Annotated in this window: 19 protein-coding genes; 1 reads left to right on the forward strand and 18 read right to left on the reverse strand. The window is 42.3% G+C overall.

The features are described from left to right. Positions 1 to 20: 20 nt before the first annotated feature. Positions 21 to 773 (reverse strand): YhfC family intramembrane metalloprotease, encoded by a 753-nt coding sequence (locus ACAM22_RS06445; protein ID WP_369606531.1) that lies wholly within the window; start codon positions 771 to 773, stop codon positions 21 to 23. A 9-nt stretch (positions 774 to 782) separates the two neighbouring features. Then, on the reverse strand, positions 783 to 1,514 hold the full coding sequence (gene budA, locus ACAM22_RS06450; protein WP_000360314.1) for an acetolactate decarboxylase: 732 nt from the start codon (positions 1,512 to 1,514) through the stop codon (positions 783 to 785). A 141-nt stretch (positions 1,515 to 1,655) separates the two neighbouring features. Between budA and ACAM22_RS06455 the strand changes: the two genes are divergently transcribed. After that, a complete protein-coding gene (locus ACAM22_RS06455; RefSeq protein WP_261050389.1) occupies positions 1,656 to 2,927 on the forward strand; it encodes a PLP-dependent aminotransferase family protein in 1,272 nt (423 codons plus the stop codon). Positions 2,928 to 3,052: 125 nt separating this feature from the next. On the opposite strand, the gene ACAM22_RS06460 is transcribed toward ACAM22_RS06455, so the two are convergent. The 16 genes from ACAM22_RS06460 to ACAM22_RS06535 form a co-directional block, all read right to left on the reverse strand. Then, entirely contained in the window at positions 3,053 to 3,868 is an 816-nt protein-coding gene (locus ACAM22_RS06460; RefSeq protein WP_369606532.1) for an ABC transporter substrate-binding protein, read from the reverse strand. A gap of 157 nt (positions 3,869 to 4,025) precedes the next feature. Beyond that, entirely contained in the window at positions 4,026 to 4,679 is a 654-nt protein-coding gene (phoU, locus tag ACAM22_RS06465; RefSeq protein ID WP_000946458.1) for a phosphate signaling complex protein PhoU, read from the reverse strand. A gap of 11 nt (positions 4,680 to 4,690) precedes the next feature. After that, positions 4,691 to 5,449, reverse strand: coding sequence for a phosphate ABC transporter ATP-binding protein PstB (gene pstB, locus ACAM22_RS06470; RefSeq protein WP_000133482.1), 759 nt, complete (start codon positions 5,447 to 5,449; stop codon positions 4,691 to 4,693). A 12-nt stretch (positions 5,450 to 5,461) separates the two neighbouring features. Further along, positions 5,462 to 6,265, reverse strand: coding sequence for a phosphate ABC transporter ATP-binding protein PstB (gene pstB, locus ACAM22_RS06475; RefSeq protein ID WP_020900241.1), 804 nt, complete (start codon positions 6,263 to 6,265; stop codon positions 5,462 to 5,464). A gap of 10 nt (positions 6,266 to 6,275) precedes the next feature. Next, entirely contained in the window at positions 6,276 to 7,160 is an 885-nt protein-coding gene (gene pstA / locus ACAM22_RS06480; RefSeq protein ID WP_000543046.1) for a phosphate ABC transporter permease PstA, read from the reverse strand. Further along, the gene (gene pstC, locus ACAM22_RS06485; RefSeq protein WP_001070903.1) at positions 7,150 to 8,067 is read right to left on the reverse strand and encodes a phosphate ABC transporter permease subunit PstC; all 918 of its coding nucleotides are present in this window, start codon (positions 8,065 to 8,067) and stop codon (positions 7,150 to 7,152) included. The genes pstA and pstC overlap by 11 nt, the downstream gene beginning before the upstream one ends. Then, the gene (locus tag ACAM22_RS06490; protein ID WP_101786434.1) at positions 8,067 to 8,945 is read right to left on the reverse strand and encodes a phosphate ABC transporter substrate-binding protein PstS family protein; all 879 of its coding nucleotides are present in this window, start codon (positions 8,943 to 8,945) and stop codon (positions 8,067 to 8,069) included. The genes pstC and ACAM22_RS06490 overlap by 1 nt, the downstream gene beginning before the upstream one ends. A 220-nt stretch (positions 8,946 to 9,165) precedes the next feature. After that, positions 9,166 to 10,470, reverse strand: a complete 1,305-nt coding sequence (locus ACAM22_RS06495; RefSeq protein WP_369606533.1) for an RsmF rRNA methyltransferase first C-terminal domain-containing protein — start codon at positions 10,468 to 10,470, stop codon at positions 9,166 to 9,168. Then, positions 10,471 to 11,244, reverse strand: coding sequence for an inositol monophosphatase family protein (locus tag ACAM22_RS06500; RefSeq protein WP_369606534.1), 774 nt, complete (start codon positions 11,242 to 11,244; stop codon positions 10,471 to 10,473). After that, positions 11,234 to 11,512, reverse strand: a complete 279-nt coding sequence (locus ACAM22_RS06505) for a UPF0223 family protein (protein ID WP_001041974.1) — start codon at positions 11,510 to 11,512, stop codon at positions 11,234 to 11,236. Before ACAM22_RS06505 ends, ACAM22_RS06500 begins: the two co-directional genes overlap by 11 nt. Continuing rightward, complete coding sequence (locus ACAM22_RS06510; RefSeq protein WP_000631254.1) at positions 11,512 to 11,913, reverse strand: Spx/MgsR family RNA polymerase-binding regulatory protein; 402 nt, start codon at positions 11,911 to 11,913, stop codon at positions 11,512 to 11,514. Before ACAM22_RS06510 ends, ACAM22_RS06505 begins: the two co-directional genes overlap by 1 nt. Positions 11,914 to 12,123: 210 nt before the next feature. Further along, the gene (locus ACAM22_RS06515; RefSeq protein WP_369606535.1) at positions 12,124 to 12,741 is read right to left on the reverse strand and encodes a TIGR01906 family membrane protein; all 618 of its coding nucleotides are present in this window, start codon (positions 12,739 to 12,741) and stop codon (positions 12,124 to 12,126) included. After that, positions 12,731 to 13,504 carry a TIGR01457 family HAD-type hydrolase gene (locus tag ACAM22_RS06520; RefSeq protein WP_369606536.1) on the reverse strand — a complete coding sequence of 258 codons (774 nt, stop codon included), beginning with the start codon at positions 13,502 to 13,504 and terminating at the stop codon, positions 12,731 to 12,733. Before ACAM22_RS06520 ends, ACAM22_RS06515 begins: the two co-directional genes overlap by 11 nt. Positions 13,505 to 13,514: 10 nt before the next feature. Further along, positions 13,515 to 14,252, reverse strand: a complete 738-nt coding sequence (locus ACAM22_RS06525; protein WP_369606537.1) for an acyl-ACP thioesterase domain-containing protein — start codon at positions 14,250 to 14,252, stop codon at positions 13,515 to 13,517. Positions 14,253 to 14,256: 4 nt separating this feature from the next. Beyond that, a complete protein-coding gene (gene hemW, locus ACAM22_RS06530) occupies positions 14,257 to 15,387 on the reverse strand; it encodes a radical SAM family heme chaperone HemW (protein WP_369606538.1) in 1,131 nt (376 codons plus the stop codon). A 175-nt stretch (positions 15,388 to 15,562) separates the two neighbouring features. Then, on the reverse strand, positions 15,563 to 22,894 hold the full coding sequence (locus ACAM22_RS06535; RefSeq protein WP_369606539.1) for a sialoglycan-binding domain-containing protein: 7,332 nt from the start codon (positions 22,892 to 22,894) through the stop codon (positions 15,563 to 15,565). Positions 22,895 to 23,033: the final 139 nt, after the last annotated feature.

Genomic DNA, 23,033 nt, shown 5'->3' on the forward strand with positions numbered 1-23,033 from the left:
AAAGAGGTTTCCCCCTTTTCTTATGATTTTTTACAAAAGATAGCCTTTGTTCCATAGGCAACCAGAACGATCTCTAGTACTAGGACAACTTCAACCAAGACTGGATTTGTCAACCAGCCAACTTGGACTAGAGATGGTGCTAAGTCAAAGAAGGCATGTAGGCCATAGGCTGCTAGGAGATAAATCCATTTCTTCTGGCAAACAGCTTGGTAAACCCAAACAGTCAAGAGTAATTGGAAACCTAGGGCCAAGATTCTCTCAAAACCAAGCAAATAAATCTGCCAGACTGATAGCGACTGGATAGTTTTCAACATATTTTCAGACAGTAATTGCATGACCTGTGGATCCTGCGTTTGAACCGCCGAAAGCACGATGTAGAGATTGAGTAAACTAGCAAGGCCTAGGAAAATTAATTCCAAACCACCATGCCCTAACCCATAGGCCAAGGCGTCTGCCTTTTCCAAACTTCTCTTTTTCTCCAACCATTTGAAGAAAACAAGACGAGCAGTTTCCTCAAAAAATGCTGCCATGGCTAGGCCATAGATGATATAGACAATTGGATGATCTTGCAAGAGGGCAATACTACCGTCTTTTTGAGGATGCAAAACCAAGATATGCACCAGTTTTTCCAAAATCTGTGAAGAGACAAAGAAGGCTACAGCTCCCAAGCCCAAAACAGCTAGATTAATCTGGTATTTCTTTTTGGCATACCAAATGCTCCCTATCAAGAAAGCCAGCAACAGCACCATGGTAATGATAATATGAATGGTCATTTTCTTCTCCTATTCTGCCTTTTCAATATCTTTTTTCATCTCGTCAACATTGAACTTAGCAAACAAGTATTGACGGTCTTGGACTGGAAAACGTTGGTCCAACTGGTCAACCGCTCCCACCTCGATAATGCCTTCCTTGATGACAAAGTCCATAACATGCCCACCGAAGGTCAAATCATCTGAGATGAAGTGTAGATGATAGCCTGCCACACTGACCCCATGGAAAATCTCTGGCGTCCAGAAACCAACGATGGTCCCTGCTACATTGTCGCGACTATATTCCGGTTGATGGGTTGCGACCTCAGCAAACTTGGTATCTGGTGTCGACTTAGGAATCATGCGTACATGCATATGTGAAAATTCGCCACGAATCTTAATTGAGCGAAAAAGATTTTCCCCGTCATAATAAGACTCGATTCGCTCTTCCAATTCCTTGTCTGTCATCTCAAAGCGCTGGCGGAAAATGACCTCTGCCTGATGCGGTACCACTGCTGCGTAAGGAATAAGGGCATCTGGTGACACTTCTACAATTTCCGGTTGCTCTCCTGAGCCTTTGGCTTGATAAGCCTTGCCATCCAAGACAATCAATTCTCCATCAATGGAATCCAAGGTTCCCAAACCAAGGTCACCATGCTCTAGCAATTCTCCTACTGTCATGGTACCACCATAAAGGCCTGCCATCAAGGCTCCAAGGGTATTGTATTGAAATAATTTCACTGGTTCCTGCACGTTCTTATCCATTCACTTTCTTGTCTGTTATTCTATAAATGTTACTCCTAAGTATACCACATTTGCCCCTAGATGTGAACGAGAGAAACACTCTATACATTGCCAAGAAGGAAAAAAAAGAGTACAATGTAACAAAATCAAGGGAGATCTGGAATGAAGAAACAAAGCAAGTACCAAGAGGTCGTATCTTATCTGAAAAACGGTATCGAGTCTGGACGTTTTCCAACGGGAAGTCGCCTACCTTCTATCCGTCAACTGAGCCTTGACTTTCACTGTAGCAAGGACACCATTCAACGCGCCCTACTGGAATTACGGCACGAACAATACCTCTATGCCAAGCCCAAGAGTGGTTACTATGTCCTAGAACAAGGGCAACATCAAGACCTAGAAATTGAGGTTACGGACGAACACGCCAGCGCCTATGACGATTTCCGACTCTGTGTCAATGAAACCTTGATTGGCCGGGAAAACTACCTCTTCAACTACTATGAAAATCAAGAAGGTTTAGAAGACCTAAGACAGTCCATTCACCAACTCCTCTTTGACCAAGCTCTCTACTGCAAGGCTGACCAACTGGTACTGACTTCTGGAACCCAACAAGCCCTTTTTATTCTCTCGCAAATATCCTTTCCTAGCCAAGCAAAGGAAATCTTGGTGGAACAGCCGACCTACCATCGGATGAATCGTCTCTTGATTGCTCAGAGGTTAGCCTATCAAACGATTGAACGAGGCATTGATGGGATTGACTTGGAGGAGCTGGAAGGCCACTTCAAAACAGGAAAGATTAAGTTTTTCTACACCATTCCTCGTTTTCACTATCCTCTGGGGCATTCCTATTCAGAACAGGACAAACGGGCTATTCTTGACTTAGCTGCCAAGTATGGAGTCTATATCGTAGAGGACGACTATCTGGGGGATTTGGACTCTAAAAAGGGCCAGACCTTCCACTATCTGGATACAGAGGAACGCGTTATTTACATAAAGTCCTTCTCAACCAGCCTCTTTCCAGCCCTGAGGATAACAGCACTCATCCTTCCAAATGCTATCAAAGAAGCCTTTGTGGCCTACAAAAATATCCTAGACTACGATAGCAACCTTATCATGCAAAAGGCCCTGTCACTCTATATTGACAGTCAACTATTTGAGAAAAACCGTCTGGCTCGCTTATCCAATCAGGAATCTTACCAAAAACAACTCGAGGAAAGATTAGCTAACACTCCTTGTCCCCTTCCTCATTTTCCCCTATACGATGGTTTATTACTAGATCTGAGACAGTATCCTAAAATTGCCAGTCTCAAACATAGCCAACTGGACTTGGACTTCTTTGAAAAGGCCTATTTGAGCGCCTGCCCTTATCAATTTGCCAAGGTATCCTTAGACAATCTGGAAAATGTTTTAAACTATTTAAAAGCAGAATTGGAATGACTTCCAACTCTGCTTTTTTCTTATACTCTTCGAAAATCTCTTCAAACCACGTCAGCGTCGCCTTACCGTACTCAAGTACAGCTTGCGGCTAGCTTCCTAGTTTGCTCTTTGATTTTCATTGAGTATTATTCTTCAACCTCAGTTAGACTTGCTGCTTTTTCAAGATATTTTTGGTAGGTGCCGTCATCCTTGAGTTTTTGGATAACCTTGTCCACCACTTCTTTCAAATCAGTACTATTTTTTCTAAGGGCAACTGCATTAGCTTCGCCGTCCTTCATCTTCAAGCTGACAGTTGCGACAGCTAAGTCAGCGTTTTTAGTAGCATAGCTAAGGGCAACAGGCTCATCCATGTGAACAGCATCTACTTTTCCAGTCTGCAATTCATTGACTGCTTCCCCCATATTGGTTAGGGAAGTCAATTGAGCTTTTGGCAATTGTTCCTTAACCATAGACTCTGGAACAGTCCCTTTTTGAGCTGCAATATTAGCACTTTCAAGGCTAGTTAAATCCTTGTATTTTTCTACATCAGACTTACGAACCAAGAAACTAATCTTGTTTTCATAGTAAGGGATTGAAAAATCAAAGACTTCTTTTCTCTCGTCAGTAGCGCTAATTCCCGCAACTGCTAGGTCAGCCTTACCAGTTTGAAGACTGGTCAAGACATTATCAAAACTCATGCTTGAAATTTCCAACTTCACCCCAAGTTCATCAGCGATAGCTTGGGCCATGTCAATGTCCGCACCGACTACCTGGTTTTTTCCGTCAACTAAGGATTGAAATTCAAAAGGTGCATAGTCAGGACTAGTCGCCACAACTAATTTCCCCTTTTGCTTAATGGCCTCAACAGCTGACTGAGAACCATTAGAACCCGACTGGCAAGCTACTAAGAGGAAACTTGCAAGAAAACTACATAAAACAAATATCCATTTTTTTGATTTCATAAATAAACAACCTCTCTGTTAATTTTGTATAATTATAACGCTATCCAAGCTACTTGTCAAGTGTTTTTAGAATTTTTATCTTAAAAATATTTTTTTCATTCAATAAAAGGAGCTATCAGTTGATTTCAAGCTCCTTTTTATACAGAATGAATCTATTTTATAGTTCGACAATCTTACCTGTTTCAAAGTAAACAACCCATTCACAGATATTCTTGGCATAGTCTCCAATACGTTCCAAGAAGGCAATTACTTGGAAGTAATCACGACCTGTAACGATGGCATCTGGATTTTTCTTGATTTCTTCTGTAGCCAAGTCACGAATGCTATCAAAATAATGGTTGATTTTTTCGTCCATGGCTGCTACTTCATAGGCCTGATCCACTGAACCATTCAGATAGAGTTCAAGGGCTGCTTCAACGAAATTCTTAACATCGCGACCCATTCTCTTGATTTCTTCTTCAACAGCTGGGATACGTTGCTCACCCTTCATACGAATTGCCGCCTTGGCAATAGAAACGGCATGGTCACCCATACGTTCCAAGTCAGATACAGCCTTCAAGACTGTTAGAACTGTACGCAAGTCCTGAGAAACGGGTTGTTGCAGGGCAATCATTTCAAATGATTTCTTCTCCAATTTCACTTCATATTCGTTTACTTCTGCATCGTCTTCGATGACTTCTTTGGCCAAATCACGGTCATGCGTAACAAAGGCACGCACCGTACGATTGATTTGGGATAGCACTTCTTGTCCCATAGCGTAGAACTGGTTGTGCAATTTCTCTAAATCTTCTTCAAATTGAGAACGTAACATCATTTATCTCCTTATCCAAATTTTCCTGAAATATAATCTTCTGTTTCCTTGTGTTGTGGGTTGAGGAACATCTTCTTGGTATCGTTAAACTCAATCAAATCTCCATCAAGGAAAAATCCTGTCTTGTCAGAGATACGAGAGGCTTGTTGCATGGAACGTGTAACCAAGAGCATGGTGTATTTATCTTTTAGACCATACAAGGTTTCCTCAATCTTCCCAGCAGAGATAGGGTCCAAGGCTGAAGTCGGTTCATCCAAGAGAATGATTTTAGGACTAGTTGCCAAAACACGGGCAACGCAAACACGTTGCTGTTGTCCACCTGAAAGCCCGATAGCTGAATCATGCAGGCGATCCTTGACCTCATCCCAGATAGAAGCTCGTTGTAGGGCTTTTTCTACTGCTTCATCCAGAATCTGCTTATCCTTAACTCCATTGATACGAAGCCCGTAAACAACATTTTCGTAGATAGACATAGGGAAAGGGTTTGGTTGTTGGAAAACCATACCGATTTCTTTACGCAATTCAACTGTATCTGTACGCGGACTGTAAATATTATGACCGTTATAAACTACTGAACCAGTTGTAGTCACCTCTGGATTAAGATCCCCCATGCGGTTGATTGCCTTGAGAAGGGTTGACTTCCCTGATCCAGATGGACCAATCAAGGCTGTAATTTCCTTAGGTTGGAAAGATAGGGAAACACTATTCAAGGCCTTTTTTTGATTGTAGTAAACGGACAGGTCTGACACCTGTAAAATCGCTTCTGTCATACTGTTTCCTTTCTATCCAAAGTGTCCTGTTACGTAGTCATTGGTTGACTGTAGTTTGGCATTTTGGAAAATATTAGAGGTCTTATCGTACTCAATCAAGTCACCCAAGTAGAAAAATCCTGTGTAGTCACTAGCACGCGCAGCCTGCTGCATGCTGTGGGTCACGATGATGATAGTAAAGTCCTTCTTCAATTCCAACATGGTTTCTTCCAGCTGGGCTGTCGCAATCGGATCCAAGGCTGACGCAGGTTCATCCATCAAGAGGATATCTGGTTTAACCGAAATAGCACGAGCGATACAGAGACGCTGTTGCTGACCACCTGATAAGGTCAAGGCTGACTTGTGCAAATCGTCTTTGACCTGGTCCCAAAGGGCAGCTTGACGAAGAGAGGTTTCCACAATTTCATCCAAGACTTGCTTGTCCTTAACCCCTGCACGTTCATGAGCAAAAGTGATGTTGCGGTAGATAGACTTGGCAAATGGATTTGGTCGTTGGAAGACCATTCCGATGTGCTTGCGCATCTCATAGACGTTGATTTCTGGACGGTTGACATCAATCCCTTGGTAGAGAATTTGACCTGTGACCTTGGCAATATCAATGGTATCATTCATACGGTTGAGACTGCGGAGGTAGGTTGATTTCCCTGATCCAGATGGGCCAATTAAGGCTGTAATTTTATTTTTTTCAAATTGCATATCGATGCCCTTGATGGATTCTTTTTTACCGTAGTAAACATGTAAATCCTTAGTAGAGAGGGCCACTTTCTCTTCAGGAAAGGTGATGATATGCTTTTCATCCCAATTATATTTTGACATGGCTTCTCCTTTAGGCAGCGGTTAATTTCTTATGTAGGTAGCTTCCGAGTTTGCGGGCTCCAAAGTTAAAGATGAGGATAAAGATGAGGAGCACGGCCGCAGAACCTGCTGATACGATGGTTCCATCTGGAATGGTTCCTTCACTATTGACTTTCCAGATGTGGACAGCCAAGGTTTCTGCTTGACGGAAGATAGAGATTGGGCTGGTCACACTGAGAATGTTCCAGTTAGACCAGTCAAGGGCTGGAGCAGATTGTCCTGCTGTATAGATAAGAGCAGCCGCCTCACCAAAGATACGACCAGAGGCCAAGACAACCCCAGTGACAATCCCTGGAAGGGCTTCTGGAATGACCACATGGACCACAGTCTCCCAACGAGAAATTCCAAGGGCCAAGCCAGCCTCACGTTGCGTATGGTGAACGTGTTTCAAGCTGTCTTCAACATTACGCGTCATCTGAGGCAGGTTAAAGACCGTCAAGGCCAAGGCACCTGAAATGATTGAAAATCCATACTCAAACTGAACTACAAAGATCAAGTAACCAAAGAGACCCACAACCACTGATGGCAGTGAAGACAAGATTTCAATACAGGTTCTGACAAAATTGGTCACAGGACCTTTTTTGGCGTATTCAGCTAGGAAAATCCCAGCCCCCATAGATAAGGGAACAGAGATAATCAAGGTGATGACCAAAAGGAAGAAGGAATTATAGAGCTGAATTCCAATCCCTCCGCCTGCTTGGTAAGAAGATGATTTGCCAGTCAAGAAAGACCAAGAGATGTGGGGCAAACCACGAACCAAGATATAAAGAATCAAGGATGCCAAGATGGCAACGATAATTCCTGCAATCGAGTAGAGGACAGCTGTTGCAATTTTATCTAATTTCTTAGCGTGCATAGTTTTTCTTTCCTCTTTCTTTCGTAATCAATTTAATCACACTGTTGAAGGCCAAACTCATCAAGAGCAAGACTAAGGCCAGTGACCAAAGAACGTTATTATCAACTGTTCCCATAACGGTATTTCCGATACCCATGGTCAAAACAGAGGTCAAGGTCGCGGCAGGTGTTGTCAATGAAGTTGGGACAACGGCTGAGTTTCCGACCACCATCTGAATGGCCAAAGCCTCTCCAAAGGCACGCGCCATCCCAAAGACAACTGCTGTGAAAATCCCTGAACGCGCTGCCTTCAAGGTCACGCGCCAGATGGTTTGCCAACGAGTAGCCCCCATAGCCAAACTGGCTTCGCGGTAGTGACGAGGCACCGCACGCAAGCTATCGGTTGTCATAAAGGTTACAGTTGGTAAGATCATGACAAAGAGAACGAAAATCCCTGACAAGATTCCAAAACCAGTTCCACCAAAGACACTACGGACAAAAGGAACTACGACCTGCAAACCGATAAATCCATAGACGACTGAAGGAATTCCGACCAGCAATTCAATGGCTGGTTGCAAGATTCTAGCACCTTTTGGCGAGACTTCAGTCATAAAGACTGCCGCACCAATGGCAAAAGGAGTTGCGATAAGGGCTGATAGGATTGTGACAATAAAGGAACCCAAAATCATTGGAAGGGCACCAAATTGTTTACCTGAAGGATTCCATGTTTGGCCAAAGAGGAAATCAAAGATATTGACCCCATTGACAAAGAAGGTCGACAAACCTTTTTGGGCTACGAAAATCAAAATCATAGCCACAATGATAACAATCAAAGACAGACAGGCAAAGGTCAATCCTTTTCCTAATTTCTCTAGACGGGAGTTCTTTGAGGGAGAAAGTAATTTTTTAGCTAATTCTTCTTGATTCATTAGTGACTCCCTTCTAGTGCTGTCACCGTTCCTACAGCATCTTTTTCAACCTTCATTTCCTTGACAGAAATATATCCCATCCCCTTAACGATTCCACTTTGCGCTTCATCAGAGAGGACAAAGTTGAGGAATTCTGCCACCAATTCATTTGGTTGACCTAGGGTGTACATGTGTTCATAAGACCACAAAGGCCAGTTATTGCTTGTAACATTTTCTGCAATCGGCTCATAGCCATTCAACTTCATACGTTTAACTGAGTCATCCACATAGGCAAAGGCTAGGTAAGAAATGGCTCCTGGTGTCTGGGAAACAATGTTTTTGACCATCCCATTTGAATCCTGTTCTTGACTCTGCACGGCAGATTGACCATCCATGACAACACTATCAAAGGTTGCACGCGAACCAGAACTTGCCGCGCGGTTGATAATGGAAATGGCTAGGTCTTTCCCACCGACTTCTTTCCAGTTGGTTACTTGACCTGTGAAGATGCTACGGAGTTGTTCAGTTGTCAGATTTTCAACGTCAACTTCTTTGTTTACAATCACTGCCAAGCCAGCTACGGCTACCTTATGGTCCACTAGAGCAGATGCGTTGATACCGTCTTTTTCCTCGGCAAATACGTCTGAATTTCCTACGTCAACAGCTCCAGATTGAACCTGAGACAGACCTGTGCCAGATCCTCCACCTTGGACGTTGACTGTTTTTCCAACGTGCATAGAACCAAATTCATCCGCTGCTGCTTCGACCAAGGGCTGAAGAGCCGTTGAACCAACAGCTGTCATGGATTCTCCACGATCAATCCAGCTAGCACATCCCGCCAAAGAACCTGCAAGCAAAAGAGCCGCAAGGGATAGAGCGAGTTTTTTCCTTTTTTTCACTGTTTTTTCTCCTTGAAAATAATGGTGAATGCTGTGAATTTTTTCAACTATTTATTTATGTTTTTCTTTTGAAAATTGGGAGCCAACTGAAGTTGCTAGCTTAATTTTACTAGAAATTTGCTCAGCTGCTTTCGCCACCAATTTTGACTGAAAATAAAAGACAATTTGAAAAAATCCATACTTCCACTATAACATAGACAAGCTACTTTGACTAGCATTTTCACTTGAATCTGAGGCCTTTTGGAAAATAATTTTTCAAAACATTTCCAGTCACCTTAGCAAAGCCCAAACCATTGCCTTGAACCAAAACTTGGTACCAACCATTTGGCAGACTTTCCGCCAGCTGAACGGTTTCTCCGGCCGCATACTTAACAAACTCTTCTTGGTCAATTTCAACCGACTGCTTGACCTGACTTGGTTTCAAGGCTAGACCAAGAGCAAAACTAGGCTCAAAGCGTTTCTTCTTGAAGGTACCCAGATGCAGTCCATTGCGAGCAATCTTGAGTTTACCTAAATCTGGCAAGAGTTCTGGCAAGAGATAGAGTTGGTCCCCAAAAGTCTGCAAGATTCCTCTTAGATTGACCTTCAAGTGTTTTTTGGCAAATTCTTGCCACAAGGCAACTTGTTCTCGGCTGAGATTGCTCTTACTTGCCTTACATTTAGGGGCTGGATTTTCACCCTTAAATTGTAAATGGGCGACAAACTGCCCCTCTCCCTTAAAATGATGAGGGTACATCCGAGCCGTTTCTGGCAAGTCAATACCAGCTACCATTCCATTGATATGCTCTACTGGTAGCAAGTCAAAATCATACTCTTCCAGCAGCCAATTAACAATCTCTTCGTTTTCCTCAGGTGCCCAGGTACAGGTTGAATAAACCAGACGACCTCCCTCTGCCAGCATGGTCACTGCATCTGCTAGAATTTCTCTTTGCAAGCTGGCGCATTGACTTGGATAATCTAAGCTCCAATAGTCCATAGCATCTGGTTGCTTACGAAACATCCCTTCACCAGAGCAAGGGGCATCAAGAACGATTAAGTCAAAATAGCCTTTAAAGACCTTGGCCAAACGGTCAGCAGATTCATTGGTCACCACGACATTTGTCGCTCCGAAGCGCTCCATGTTTTCTACTAAAATCTTAGCCCGTTTGCTTGAAATTTCATTGGAAACCAGGAGACCTTCTCCTGATAAATAGGCTACTAGTTGAGTTGATTTACCACCCGGTGCAGCAGCTAGGTCCAAGACCTTCATGCCAGGACTGGGTTGGGCTACCTGAGCAACCATCTGAGCAGCAGGTTCTTGCGAATAAACCAAACCAGTAGCATGTTCAGGCGATTTCCCTGAAACCTTACCATAGTGGCCCCAAGGGGTTTGAGGAATGGCATCAGGAAAGGAAAGTTGCTCTTCTTTTAAAGGATTGACCCGAAAGGCAGAAACCGCTTCCTCCTCAAAAGAGGCAAGAAAATCTCTTGCCTCATCTCCTAGTATCTCTTCATATTTTTCAACAAATCCTTCTGGAAATTGCATTTAAGTTCTTTTCCTTTCGTAAATATAGGACTGAATTTCCTCCTGCATCTCAAGAGGTAGCATCATGACCGGCTGTCTGGTTTGAAAATCAGGAGCTTCACCAAATAGGGTCACAACCCGATAGCCCAGACTTTCCCCTAAAATACTAGCCGCAGCATAATCCCATGGTTGCAGATAAGTGACATAGGTCAACAAACGCCCTGACAAAATCTTGGCAAAACTAATAGCCGCACTCCCATAGACACGAACACCGAGCACTGCTCGACTCAAATCAGCCAGCCCCCATTCATTGGTTTCCAACATGCCACTATTCCCTGCAATGAGAAAATCTCCAAGTGGTTTTGCTTTAAAAGGAGCTAGGGGCTTATCGTTTCGACAAACTGGAAAGGCTCCACCACCGTGGTAACAATCCCCTTTGACCACATCATAAATCAGGCCAAACTGTCCCTGACCATTTTCAAAATAAGCCATCATGACAGCAAAATCTTCCTGCTGGGCGACAAAATTATTGGTCCCATCAATCGGATCAATAACCCAAACCTTTCCCTCTTGAACCGAGGCTCGCAAACACCCTTCTTCAGCACAAATCTTATCCTCGGGATAATGGGACAAAATCTCACTAACCAAGAGTTTCTGAACTTCCTTGTCCAGTCTGGTCACCAAATCTGTTGGAGAGGACTTGGTTTCAACACACAAGTCTTCCTGCATGTGGTCAAGGATGTACTGGCCTGCTTTCTTAATTAGCTCTTTGGCAAATTCGAATTTACTTTCCAAGAGAAATCTTTCCTTCCCCTTTTTCCTTGGCAGCCTGAACAGCTCGGTAAAGCGAATAGCCACTAACTGTTTCAAATTCTCGTCCCAAACGTTTCTCTTCACTCTTACTTGGCACGACCGCCTTGAATCCCTTATAGGAGTCCAGTAACTTTTTAGCCTCTACCTTGCCCTCATAGGCAGCTTCAACATCATTAAAAAAAGAAAGCACTGAAGCAAGTTCTTCAGTGCTCCACGACAAATCTAGTGGGTAACTATACTGTTTGTTCATTAACTAATACCAGCTCTCATTCTTGCTTCTTTTAGTTCTTGCTTACGGTAACTACGAGGGAGAAAAGCACGAATCTCATCTTCATTAAAACCGATCTGCATACGTTTGGCATCAATAATAATGGGACGACGCAAAAGACTAGGATACTGCTCAATCAAATGAAGCAATTCTGATACCGAAATACTTTCTACATCAATATCTAATTTTTGAAAAATTTTTGAACGAGTTGAAATAATGTCATCAGTACCATTTTCGGTCAAGGAAAGGATGTGTTGCAATTCTTTTCTTGTTAAGGGACTGGTCATAATATTGTGTTCCTCAAAGGGCACCTTATGTTTTTCTAGCCAGGCCTTTGCCTTACGACATGAAGTACAGCTCGGTGATAGAAATAGTGTAATCATGCTTTTCTCTTCTTATCTATACTTTGCTACCTCTATTATACAAAAAAATAAAGCGCTTGACTAGAGATTTTTAGAAAAAAAGCCTATTTTTCCAGAAAAATAGACTGTTTGCGAACGATTAATACATTTCTGAATTAGTTAATTCACTCTTAACGATAGTTTCGAATCACACACCTAATTTATACATGTGAAATAAGAACATCTTTCGTTTCACTTCCTACGACTTTTTAGATAAAGATAGCCAAAGAAGCTTTCATAAAGGGCAAAAAAGAGGAGGAAGGCATGAAGGAAGAAGGTCTCTGGCAAAATCAGTATAACAGGATCCTTGGCTGGGTCAAAAAGCCAGGTATCATCTCCCACAAAGAGAATTTGATGGAAAAGAGTAAAGAATTGGTCAAAACCAATCAAAACTCCTCCAAGCCCAATCAGTAAAGGCAAAACCACTAGAGCCAAAAGCCCTTTACTAAATAGAGACAAGAAGTCTTTTTTCACAATCCCTTTGACAAAGAAATAGAAACTTGGTAGTGTCACTAGAGCAACTAGCTGAACAAAGTGAAAGAGATTCTTGACCACCGCAAAGTGATGTAGCCCAGCTGCTGACGAACGAAAATCTGGCATCTGCAAGACCTGACTAAAAGGATTGGTCAGATAATTCATCAAGATATGAAAGTTGTACTGAATAGTTTCTGGCTTTAAATAGACCCGATCCGTGAAATTCAGCCACTCAATCTCCAGCGGATAAAAAATCCAAGCCAGATAAATGGTCAGAAGGATTGAAAGAGAGAAGAGAAAGAGCATAGAGCCCCAAAAGGTCAGTTTAATTTTCATCAAAATCCCACTCCGCAAGGCTAGAAACCACATGAGTCGGTGCGATTGGCAGGTCTGCCACTTCTTCTGCCTTGGTAAAACCTGTCGTCACCAAGAGCGTTGGAATGCCATTGTCAATCCCTGCTCGGATATCTGTCAGGTAGTTGTCCCCGACCATGATCAACTCTTCACGTTCCAAACCTAAGTGCCCAACCGCCTTATCCATAATGATGGCATTTGGTTTCCCGATATAAACAGGTTTCACTCGTGTTGCCACTTCAAGAAAGGTAATCAGTGAACCAGCACCTGGCAAAAGACCACGCTCTGTCGGGATATTGAGGTCAGGATTGGTTCCGATAAAATGAGCTCCCTTTTGGATAGCTAGAGTTGCTGTCGCAAATTTTTCATAGTCGACCTGCCAGTCCAGCCCTACTACCACATAGGCAGGATTTTCCTTGTCTTCCACATAACCAGCCGCCTTGATGGCTTCCTTGAGCCCTGTTTCTCCGATGACATAGACGGTCTTTTCAAGCCCCAAGTCGTTCATATAGTCGATAGTGGCCAAAGTAGCTGTGTAGACAGTCGATAGGGGCGTATCAATATTAAAATTCTGAGCCAACATCTCTTGAACACTCTCTGGAGTGCGAGTTGTATTGTTGGTCACAAAGAGATAGGGAATGTCCCGCTTTTGCAATTCATGAACAAAAGCCTCTCCTGCTGGAATTCTATCTTTGCCCTTATAAATAGTTCCGTCTAGATCAATTAAATAGCCTTTATATTTCATCTATTTCTCCCTAATCCTTTTCTATTTCTTGCCAAGTAATAATAGCCTGTGCATTAGTAGCACCGTCGCTTGTAATCTCATGCTTACTTTCGAGTCCACTCCGCTCAACAGCCGATGTAATCACCCCACCTGGTCGAACTTCCTTGACATACTTGAGGTTGATTTTCTTGGGAACATAGTGGGTCAAAAAATCAGCTCCCATGACTTCAAAAATCCAGTCCAGGTATTTACTATTATTGACGTGACCATTCATATCTAAATCGTAAAAACGGACATGGTAATCCTTGCTGATTGAATCTTCCAAGGACTCATACTTTGGTCCACGGATAAGTTTTTTATCAAAATCAGACTGGTAAGGAGCCACAATCTCAGGTTCTACTGCATGAACTTTTCGACTGTCTCGGTCCATGAGAACAAAGGTCGCCATCATGTGGACGAGTTCCTGTCCTGCTTCATCATAAATGGTAAAGCGACGGTAGCAAAAGAGTCGATTGTAGCTCAGGGCTTCCGTTTCGATAGTGATTTCTTCCGCAAAACGAGGCAAACGAGCTACCTCAATATCATAGTTTGTGATAATCCAGACCAGATTATAGTCTTCCAAAATAGCCTTATCACTAACTCCCAACTCAATGGACTGCATCCCTGAAACTTGTAGGGAAAGCAAAATCACATCTGGAAGTTTGATATGACCGTTCATATCAGCCATATCAAAAGGAATTTTCATTTTCATTTGATAAGTTAAGCCCATCATCCTACTCCAAAATAAATCGTTCTGCTACAGTGTCTCCCAAAAAGAGACCTCTCTTTGTCATACGAACTCGGTCACCCTCTATTTGCATGAGACCTTGTTGTACCAAGTCCTTGACAATTTCTCCATAAAGTCCATCGAAAGACCGTCCAAATTTTTCCTCAAATCGCACCATGGAGACTCCTGATTTCTTGCGGAGGCCCAAGAACATTTCTTCTTCCATTTGCTCCTTTTGACTCAGGTGTTCTTCTGTGATGCGAGCGTTGCCTTCCTCAACTGCACTGAGATAATGACGAATGGGACCATGATTCTTATAGCGTACTCCATCTACATAACCAGATGCCCCAGCACCGATACCATAGTATTCAGCATTGTCCCAGTACATGAGATTGTGACGACTTTCAAAACCGGGTTTGGAGAAATTGGAAATCTCATAATGTTCAAAACCAGCTCGCTCTAGCTCTGCGATGATGTACTCAAACATCTCAGCTTCCAGTTCCTCCTTAGGCAGAGGCAATTTCCCTCGTCGCATACGGTTCATAAAGACCGTATGATTTTCCAAAATCAAGCTATACAAACTCATATGGGGAATATCAAGTCCAATGGCCTTAGCCACATTTTCCTTGACCTGCTCCATGGTCTGACCAGGCAGTGCATAAATCAAATCAATAGAGATATTGTCAAAACCAGCCAGTTTCAGACGGTCGATATTTTCATAAATATCCTTCTCCAAATGACTGCGCCCAATCTTTTTCAGCATCTTGTCGTCAAAGGTTTGCACACCTAGCGAAACACGATTAACAGCCGAGTTCTTCAAAACAGCAATCTTATCCGCGTCCAAGTCGCCTGGATTAGCCTCAATGGTCAACTCCTCTAAGACAGACAAGTCCAATTTTTTAGTCAAGCCCTTCAATAACACCTCCAGTTGCGGAGCTGACAAAGCTGTCGGTGTCCCACCACCAATGTAAAGGGTTCGTAACTTTTGAATGTCATAAGAACGAAACTCTTCCAGCAGATGCTCCAAATAACTATCTACCGGCTGATTCTTGATAAAAACTTTTGAAAAGTCACAATAATAACAAATCTGGGTACAAAATGGGATGTGCACATAGGCTGACGTTGGTTTTTTCTGCATAGTAATTATTATACCACAAAAGCGAACAATACTTAGAATTCCGTTTAACAAAATCCTAGCATTGTTCGCTTTCTTTATCTAAACATTCTTTGTATTTTATGGATAACACAACTATCAGAATCAATCTAGTTCGTTGTTAAAATACAAAAGAATGAATGTTCATTTGACTAAATTTTTAGTCTTCTTTTTTCTTGCGAGCTACAAGTCCAAATCCACTCAATAGTCCAAGAAGTCCTAGAGAGGCAAGAGCAGCATTTGATTCTGTTCCTGTATTTGGCAATACATTTTGAGAATCATTTGACTTAGCTCCATTATCAACAGTAGTCTGAGGATCTACCTGATCCGCATTCGGAGTAACTGCATTTGGAGTTGGAGTAGCTGGTGCTGGTGTATCTTGACCAGAACCTCCATTAGTGTCAGGGTTGACTGGCGTATCAGATGTCACTGGTGCAACTGGAATTGTATCTGTTGGTGTTGCTGGTGTTACCTTCGCTGGAGTTTCTACTGGAACTTCTACAGCTGGTTTACCTGGTTCTGTAATCTTACCTGTTCCTGGAACTTTACCGTCTGGTAATTCACTGTTTGGTACTTTACCTTTACCTTCTTTATCGATTGTAACGATAATTGGGTTTCCATCTTTACCTGGGATTTCTACCGTAGTTCCTGGTGGGTATGTTGAGCCATCTGGTTTCTTCGGTGTTACTGTAACGTCACCTGTCTTAGGATCTTGATCCAACTCTATTGTTGGTGTCTTACGAGCTGGTGTTGTTACATCTACTGGTTGTGATGGTTTCTTGTTAGGTTCTGTTACTGTTCCTGTACCTGGGACATTTGTCTTAGGAAGGTTGTCATTTGGTACTTCACCTGAACCATTTTCACCAATTGTTACTGTGATTGTTGTTCCATTTTCTCCTGGAATTTCTACCCTGCTACCTGATGGGTAAGTTGTTCCATCTGGTTTCTTAGGCGTTACAATCGCATTTCCATTTGGTTGTTGAGTAATTTCAATCTTACCTGGTTTTTCAGTTACTGGTGTTTCTGGTGTGAATTTAGCTGGTGTTGTTACATTAGGAACTTCAACAGCTGGTTTACCTGGTTCTGTAATCTTACCTGTACCTGGTGTTTCTACATCTGGTAGATCACTGTTTGGTACTTTACCTTTACCGTCTTCACCGATTGTGACTGTGATTGGCTTGCCACCTTTACCTGGAATTTCTACCGTAGTTCCTGGTGGGTAGGTTGAGCCGTCTGGTTTCTTCGGTGTTACTGTAACGTCACCTGTTTCAGGATCTCGTTTCACATCTAGTGTTGGTGTCTTACGAGCTGGTGTTGTTACATCCACTGGTTGTGATGGTTTCTTGTTAGGTTCTGTTACTGTTCCTGTACCTGGGACATTTGTCTTAGGAAGGTTGTCATTTGGTACTTCACCTGAACCATTTTCACCAATTGTTACTGTGATTGTTGTTCCATTTTCTCCTGGAATTTCTACCCTGCTACCTGATGGGTAAGTTGTTCCATCTGGTTTCTTAGGCGTTACAATCGCATTTCCATTTGGTTGTTGAGTAATTTCAATCTTACCTGGTTTTTCAGTTACTGGTGTTTCTGGTGTGAATTTAGCTGGTGTTGTTACATTAGGAACTTCAACAGCTGGTTTACCTGGTTCTGTAATCTTACCTGTACCTGGTGTTTCTACGTCTGGTAGATCACTGTTTGGTACTTTACCTTTACCGTCTTCACCGATTGTGACTGTGATTGGCTTGCCATCTTTACCTGGGATTTCTACCGTAGTTCCTGGTGGATATGTTGTTCCATCTGGTTTCTTCGGTGTTAATGTAACGTCACCTGTCTCAGGATCTCGTTTCACATCTAGTGTTGGTGTCTTATGAGCTGGTGTTGTTACATTAGGAACTTCAACAGCTGGTTTACCTGGTTCTGTAATCTTACTTGTTCCTGGTGCTTTACCTTCTGGTAGATCACTGTTTGGTACTTTACCTTTACCGTCTTCACCGATTGTAACTGTGATTGGGTGATCCTTATCTTTACCTGGAATTTCTACCTTAGTTCCTGGTGGGTATGTTGACCCATCTGGTTTCTTCGGTGTCACTGTAACATCACCAGTCTTAGGATCTTGTTCCAAGTCTACGGTTGGAGTTACTTTAGCTGGGGTTGTGACCTCAGGAACTTCCACTGATGGTTTGCCTGGTTCTGTAATCTTACCTGGTTTTGTAACCTTACCATCTGGTAATTCACTGTTTGGTACTTTACCTTTACCATCTTCTCCGATTGTTACTGTGATTGGCTTGTCACCTTTACCTGGAATTTCTACTACTGTTCCTGGTGGGTAGATTGAGCCATCTGGTTTCTTCGGTGTCACTGTAACATCACCAGTCTTAGGATCTTGTTCCAAATCTACGGTTGGAGTTACTTTAGCTGGGGTTGTGACCTCAGGAACTTCCACTGATGGTTTGCCTGGTTCTGTAATCTTACCTGGTTTTGTAACCTTACCATCTGGTAATTCACTGTTTGGTACTTTACCTTTACCATCTTCTCCGATTGTTACTGTGATTGGCTTGTCACCTTTACCTGGAATTTCTACTACTGTTCCTGGTGGGTAGATTGAGCCATCTGGTTTCTTCGGTGTCACTGTAACATCACCAGTCTTAGGATCTTGTTCCAAGTCTACGGTTGGAGTTACTTTAGCTGGGGTTGTGACCTCAGGAACTTCAACAGCTGGTTTGCCTGGTTCTGTAATCTTACCTGGTTTTGTAACCTTACCGTCTGGTAATTCACTGTTTGGTACTTTACCTTTACCATCTTCTCCGATTGTTACTGTGATTGGGTGATCCTTATCTTTACCTGGAATTTCTACCTTAGTTCCTGGTGGGTATGTTGACCCATCTGGTTTCTTCGGTGTCACTGTAACATCACCAGTCTTAGGATCTTGTTCCAAGTCTACGGTTGGAGTTACTTTAGCTGGTGTTGTTACATTAGGAACTTCAACAGCTGGTTTACCTGGTTCGGTAATCTTACCTGTACCTGGTGTTTCTACATCTGGTAGATCACTGTTTGGTACTTTACCTTTACCGTCTTCACCGATTGTGACTGTGATTGGCTTGCCATCTTTACCTGGGATTTCTACCGTAGTTCCTGGTGGATATGTTGTTCCATCTGGTCTCTTCGGTGTTAATGTAACGTCACCTGTCTCAGGATCTCGTTTCACATCTAGTGTTGGTGTCTTATGAGCTGGTGTTGTTACATTAGGAACTTCAACAGCTGGTTTACCTGGTTCGGTAATCTTACCTGTTCCTGGTGCTTTACCTTCTGGTAGATCACTGTTTGGTACTTTACCTTTACCGTCTTCACCGATTGTAACTGTGATTGGGTGATCCTTATCTTTACCTGGAATTTCTACTACTGTTCCTGGTGGGTAGATTGAGCCATCTGGTCTCTTAGGTGTCACTGTAACATCACCAGTCTTAGGATCTTGTTCCAAGTCTACTGTTGGAGTTACTTTAGCTGGGGTTGTGACCTCAGGAACTTCAACAGATGGTTTGCCTGGTTCGGTAATCTTACCTGGTTTTGTAACCTCACCGTCTGGTAATTCACTGTTTGGTACTTTACCTTTACCATCTTCTCCGATTGTTACTGTGATTGGCTTGTCACCTTTACCTGGAATTTCTACTACTGTTCCTGGTGGGAATGTTGAGCCATCTGGTCTCTTAGGTGTTACTGTAACATCACCAGTCTTAGGATCTTGTTCCAAGTCTACGGTTGGAGTCTTACGTGCTGGAGTTGTTGCTGGCACTGGTTGTGATGGTCTCTTATTCGGTTCTGTTACTGTACCTTCTCCTTCGATTTTTCCTTTTGGAAGACTATCATTCGGTACTATTCCTGAACCGTCTTCTCCGATGATAACCTCGATTGGAGTATCATTATCACCCGGAATAACTACCTTCGTTCCTGGTGGATATGTTCCTCCCACTCCAGGTTTCTTCGGTGTTACAATAGCATCTCCATTTGGTTTTCTAGTAATATCAATTGAGACTGGTTGCTCTGTTTGTGGTTCATTTGGATCTAATTTTTTAGGTGTCTTCACTTGAACTTCTTCAGGTGTTTTCCCTTTTTCAATAATCTTACCTGTTCCCGGAATATCTCCTTCTGGCAGATCACTGTTTGGTACTGTTCCTTTTCCATCTTCACCGATTGTTACTGTGATTGGGTTTCCGTCTTTACCTGGAATTTCTACTACTGTTCCTGGTGGGTAGATTGAGCCATCTGGTTTCTTCGGTGTCACTGTAACATCACCCGTCTTAGGATCTTGTTCAATTTTGATTGTCGGGTTCTTACGAGCTGGTGTTGTTACTGGCACTGGTTGTGATGGTTCTTTATTCGGTTCTGTTACTGTACCTTTTCCTGGTAAATCACCTTTAGGTAACTTGTCATTTGGAACTATTCCTGAACCATCTTCACCGATTGTAACGACAATTGGATTACCATCCTTACCTGGAATTTCTACTACTGTTCCTGGTGGGTAGGTTGAGCCATCTGGTTTCTTCGGTGTTATTACTGCATCACCATTTGGTTTGCGTGTGATATCGATTGTAGGAGTTTGAGTTGTTGGTGTCTTAGGATCTGTTCCATTTTTCTCTTCATCTTTGTCTGGAATACCATCGTTATCATCATCTGGATCGGTCACATCTGGGATACCGTCGCCATCTGTATCACGTTGAATTGTAACTGGAACATCCACAGTAACTTCTTCATCACCATTCTTAACTTTAACTGGGATTGTAACTTTACGTTCTTCTTCTTTTGGTCCCCAATCTGTTACGGTTGGTGTTCCAGTTAAGTTACCATCGCCATCTACTGTTAAACCATTTACTGGTGTTTCTGTAGTGATTGTTGAACCTGGTTTATTTGGTGTCACAACTTTTGTTGGCGGTACTGGTGCTTTTTCTTTCACTTTTCCTGGATCTGTGACTGTACCTGTTAATTTATCAGCTACTTTTGGATTTGCATCATCCTTGTCTGGAATTCCATCGTTATCATCATCTGGATCGGTCACATCTGGAATGCCGTCGCCATCTGTATCACGTTGGATTGTAACTGGAACATCCACAACGACTTCTTCATCACCATTCTTAACTTTAACTGGGATTGTAACTTTACGTTCTTCTTCTTTTGGTCCCCAATCTGTTACGGTTGGTGTTCCAGTTAAGTTACCATCACCATCTACTGTTAAACCATTTACTGGTGTTTCTGTAGTGATTGTTGAACCTGGTTTATTTGGTGTCACAACTTTTGTTGGCGGTACTGGTGCTTTCTCTTTCACTTTTCCTGGATCTGTGACTGTACCTGTTAATTTATCAGCTACTTTTGGATTTGCATCATCCTTGTCTGGAATACCATCGTTGTCATCATCTGGATCGGTCACATCTGGAATGCCGTCGCCATCTGTATCGCGTTGGATAGTTACAGGGATTTTTACAACAGTCTCTTCTGTTCCACGTTTCAGTTTAACTGGAATCTCTACTGTACGCTCTTCTTCTTTTGGTCCCCAATCTGTGACAGTTGGTGTTCCTACTAAATTTCCGCCGTTATCCACTGTTAAACCATTGACTGGTTTATCTACTGTAATCGTTGTACCTGGTTTGTTTGGTGTTACTACCTTAGTATTTGCTGGGACAGGTGTTTTTTCTTTTACAGTTTTTCCTGTTGTTTCTCCTGTTAATCCATCTGCTACTTTTGGATTTGCATCTTCTGTATCTGGAATTCCATCGTTGTCATCATCTGTGTCTACTTTATCTGGGATTCCATCTCCATCTGTATCGCGTTGGATAGTTACAGGGATTTTTACAACAGTCTCTTCCGTTCCACGTTTCAGTTTAACTGGAATTTCGACTGTGCGTTCTTCTTCTTTTGGTCCCCAATCTGTGACAGTTGGTGTACCTACTAGATTTCCACCGTTATCCACTGTTAAACCATTGACTGGACTATCTACTGTAATCGTTGTGCCTGGTTTGTTTGGTGTTACTACCTTAGTATTTGCTGGGACAGGTGTTTTTTCTTTTACAGTTTTTCCTGTTTTTTCTCCTGTTAATTTATCTGCTACTTTTGGATTTGCATCTTCTGTATCTGGAATTCCATCGTTGTCATCATCTGAGTCTACTTTATCTGGGATTCCATCTCCATCTGTATCGCGTTGGATAGTAACTGGAACATTTACAGGAACTACCTCGTCACCATGTTTAACTTTAACTGGGATCGTAACTTTACGTTCTTCTTCTTTCGGTCCCCAATCTGTGACAGTTGGTGTACCAGTTAAGTTACCATCGCCATCTACTGTTAATCCATTTACTGGTGTTTCTGTGGTGATTGTTGAACCTGGTTTGTTTGGTGTTACTACTGTAACTGGCGTAGTTTTTTCTTTTTCCAGAACTGGTGCTGGTGGAGTAACTTCAGCTCCCAAACTACCATTTGCTGTTCCTCTAGCTACTGGACTCTCAAGAACTACATTATCAATTCTCTTAGAAACTTTTGCAGTTATTTCTGTTTTATCTGCAACCTCAGCATCAGAAATTGTCACAACGCCTGCAGGGGTTACTGACACTTTATCAGCTGTCTTACCATTTACAGTCCAAGTATTTCCTGATTTTGTAACTGTTACAGTTTCTGGTGTAGTCTTACCTGTCGGTACATAAGTAATTGTGATAGTATCAATATCCTGTGGATTAGTACTATTAGGGCGTGTTGGTGGGGTAATTGTCACACTACCATTCTCATGTCCAACTACGCTAGGCACTGTTGGCGTTACTGCTAACACTACTTGACGCTTAATTTCTGCAGGTGCAAATGTTGTTCTAGTTGTACTATTTACATCCGTAATAGAATTTTTGCTAGCATTTGGGAATACTGCTGTTGCGTTTCGAGTATATTTACCTGAGTTATCTAGTGTTGTTCCTGAATCTAATTTATCTCCAGCTTTCCATGTCCACGTCATACCACTTGGTAAATAATTGTTTCCACGATCTGCTTTATCTTCACTATCTACAACCTTAAGATATCTATGAGCATCAATATTTTTACCACTATTGGCTACATTCAATGTTGAAGCTACTGGTACTTTTGCGATACCATTTTCAAGGTTTCTAGTCTCAATATCAACCACTCGATACTTGAATTTCAAATCACGGCTATCAGTAGCACTGCTTCCTTCAACATGTAGAGTAGCTGCATGTTCTCCTAAAGTTTCAGTATTCAATACAGTACCTGAAGACAAGCGAGTTGCATATGGATTTGCTTCAGTTTTTCCTGTTTGAGATGTAAATGTAGAAGCGGTTACTCCTTTTGGAAGTCCTCCCTTAACTTCTACTTTAGAAATTACACCTGAGTTATCCCATACCTTCAATTCAGGGTTAAATGTAGCGCCACGATAGACTGTAAAGATTGGTGAATTAGCTGTTTCTGTTAATGGAACACCATTTAAAGTAGCTTGTGGTTTTTGCACATCTTTTGCAGTTACTTTTGCTGGATCTGAATCAGCACCATTTCCATTTTTGGTAACTACTGTTACTTCTGTTCCGTCTTTTACTTTATTTTCCGGAATCGTGATTTCTCCAGTATTTGGATTGATTTGTACTTCTGGA

The sequence above is a fragment of the Streptococcus sp. SN-1 genome (assembly GCF_041154385.1).
Taxonomy (GTDB): Bacteria; Bacillota; Bacilli; order Lactobacillales; family Streptococcaceae; genus Streptococcus; species Streptococcus mitis_CT.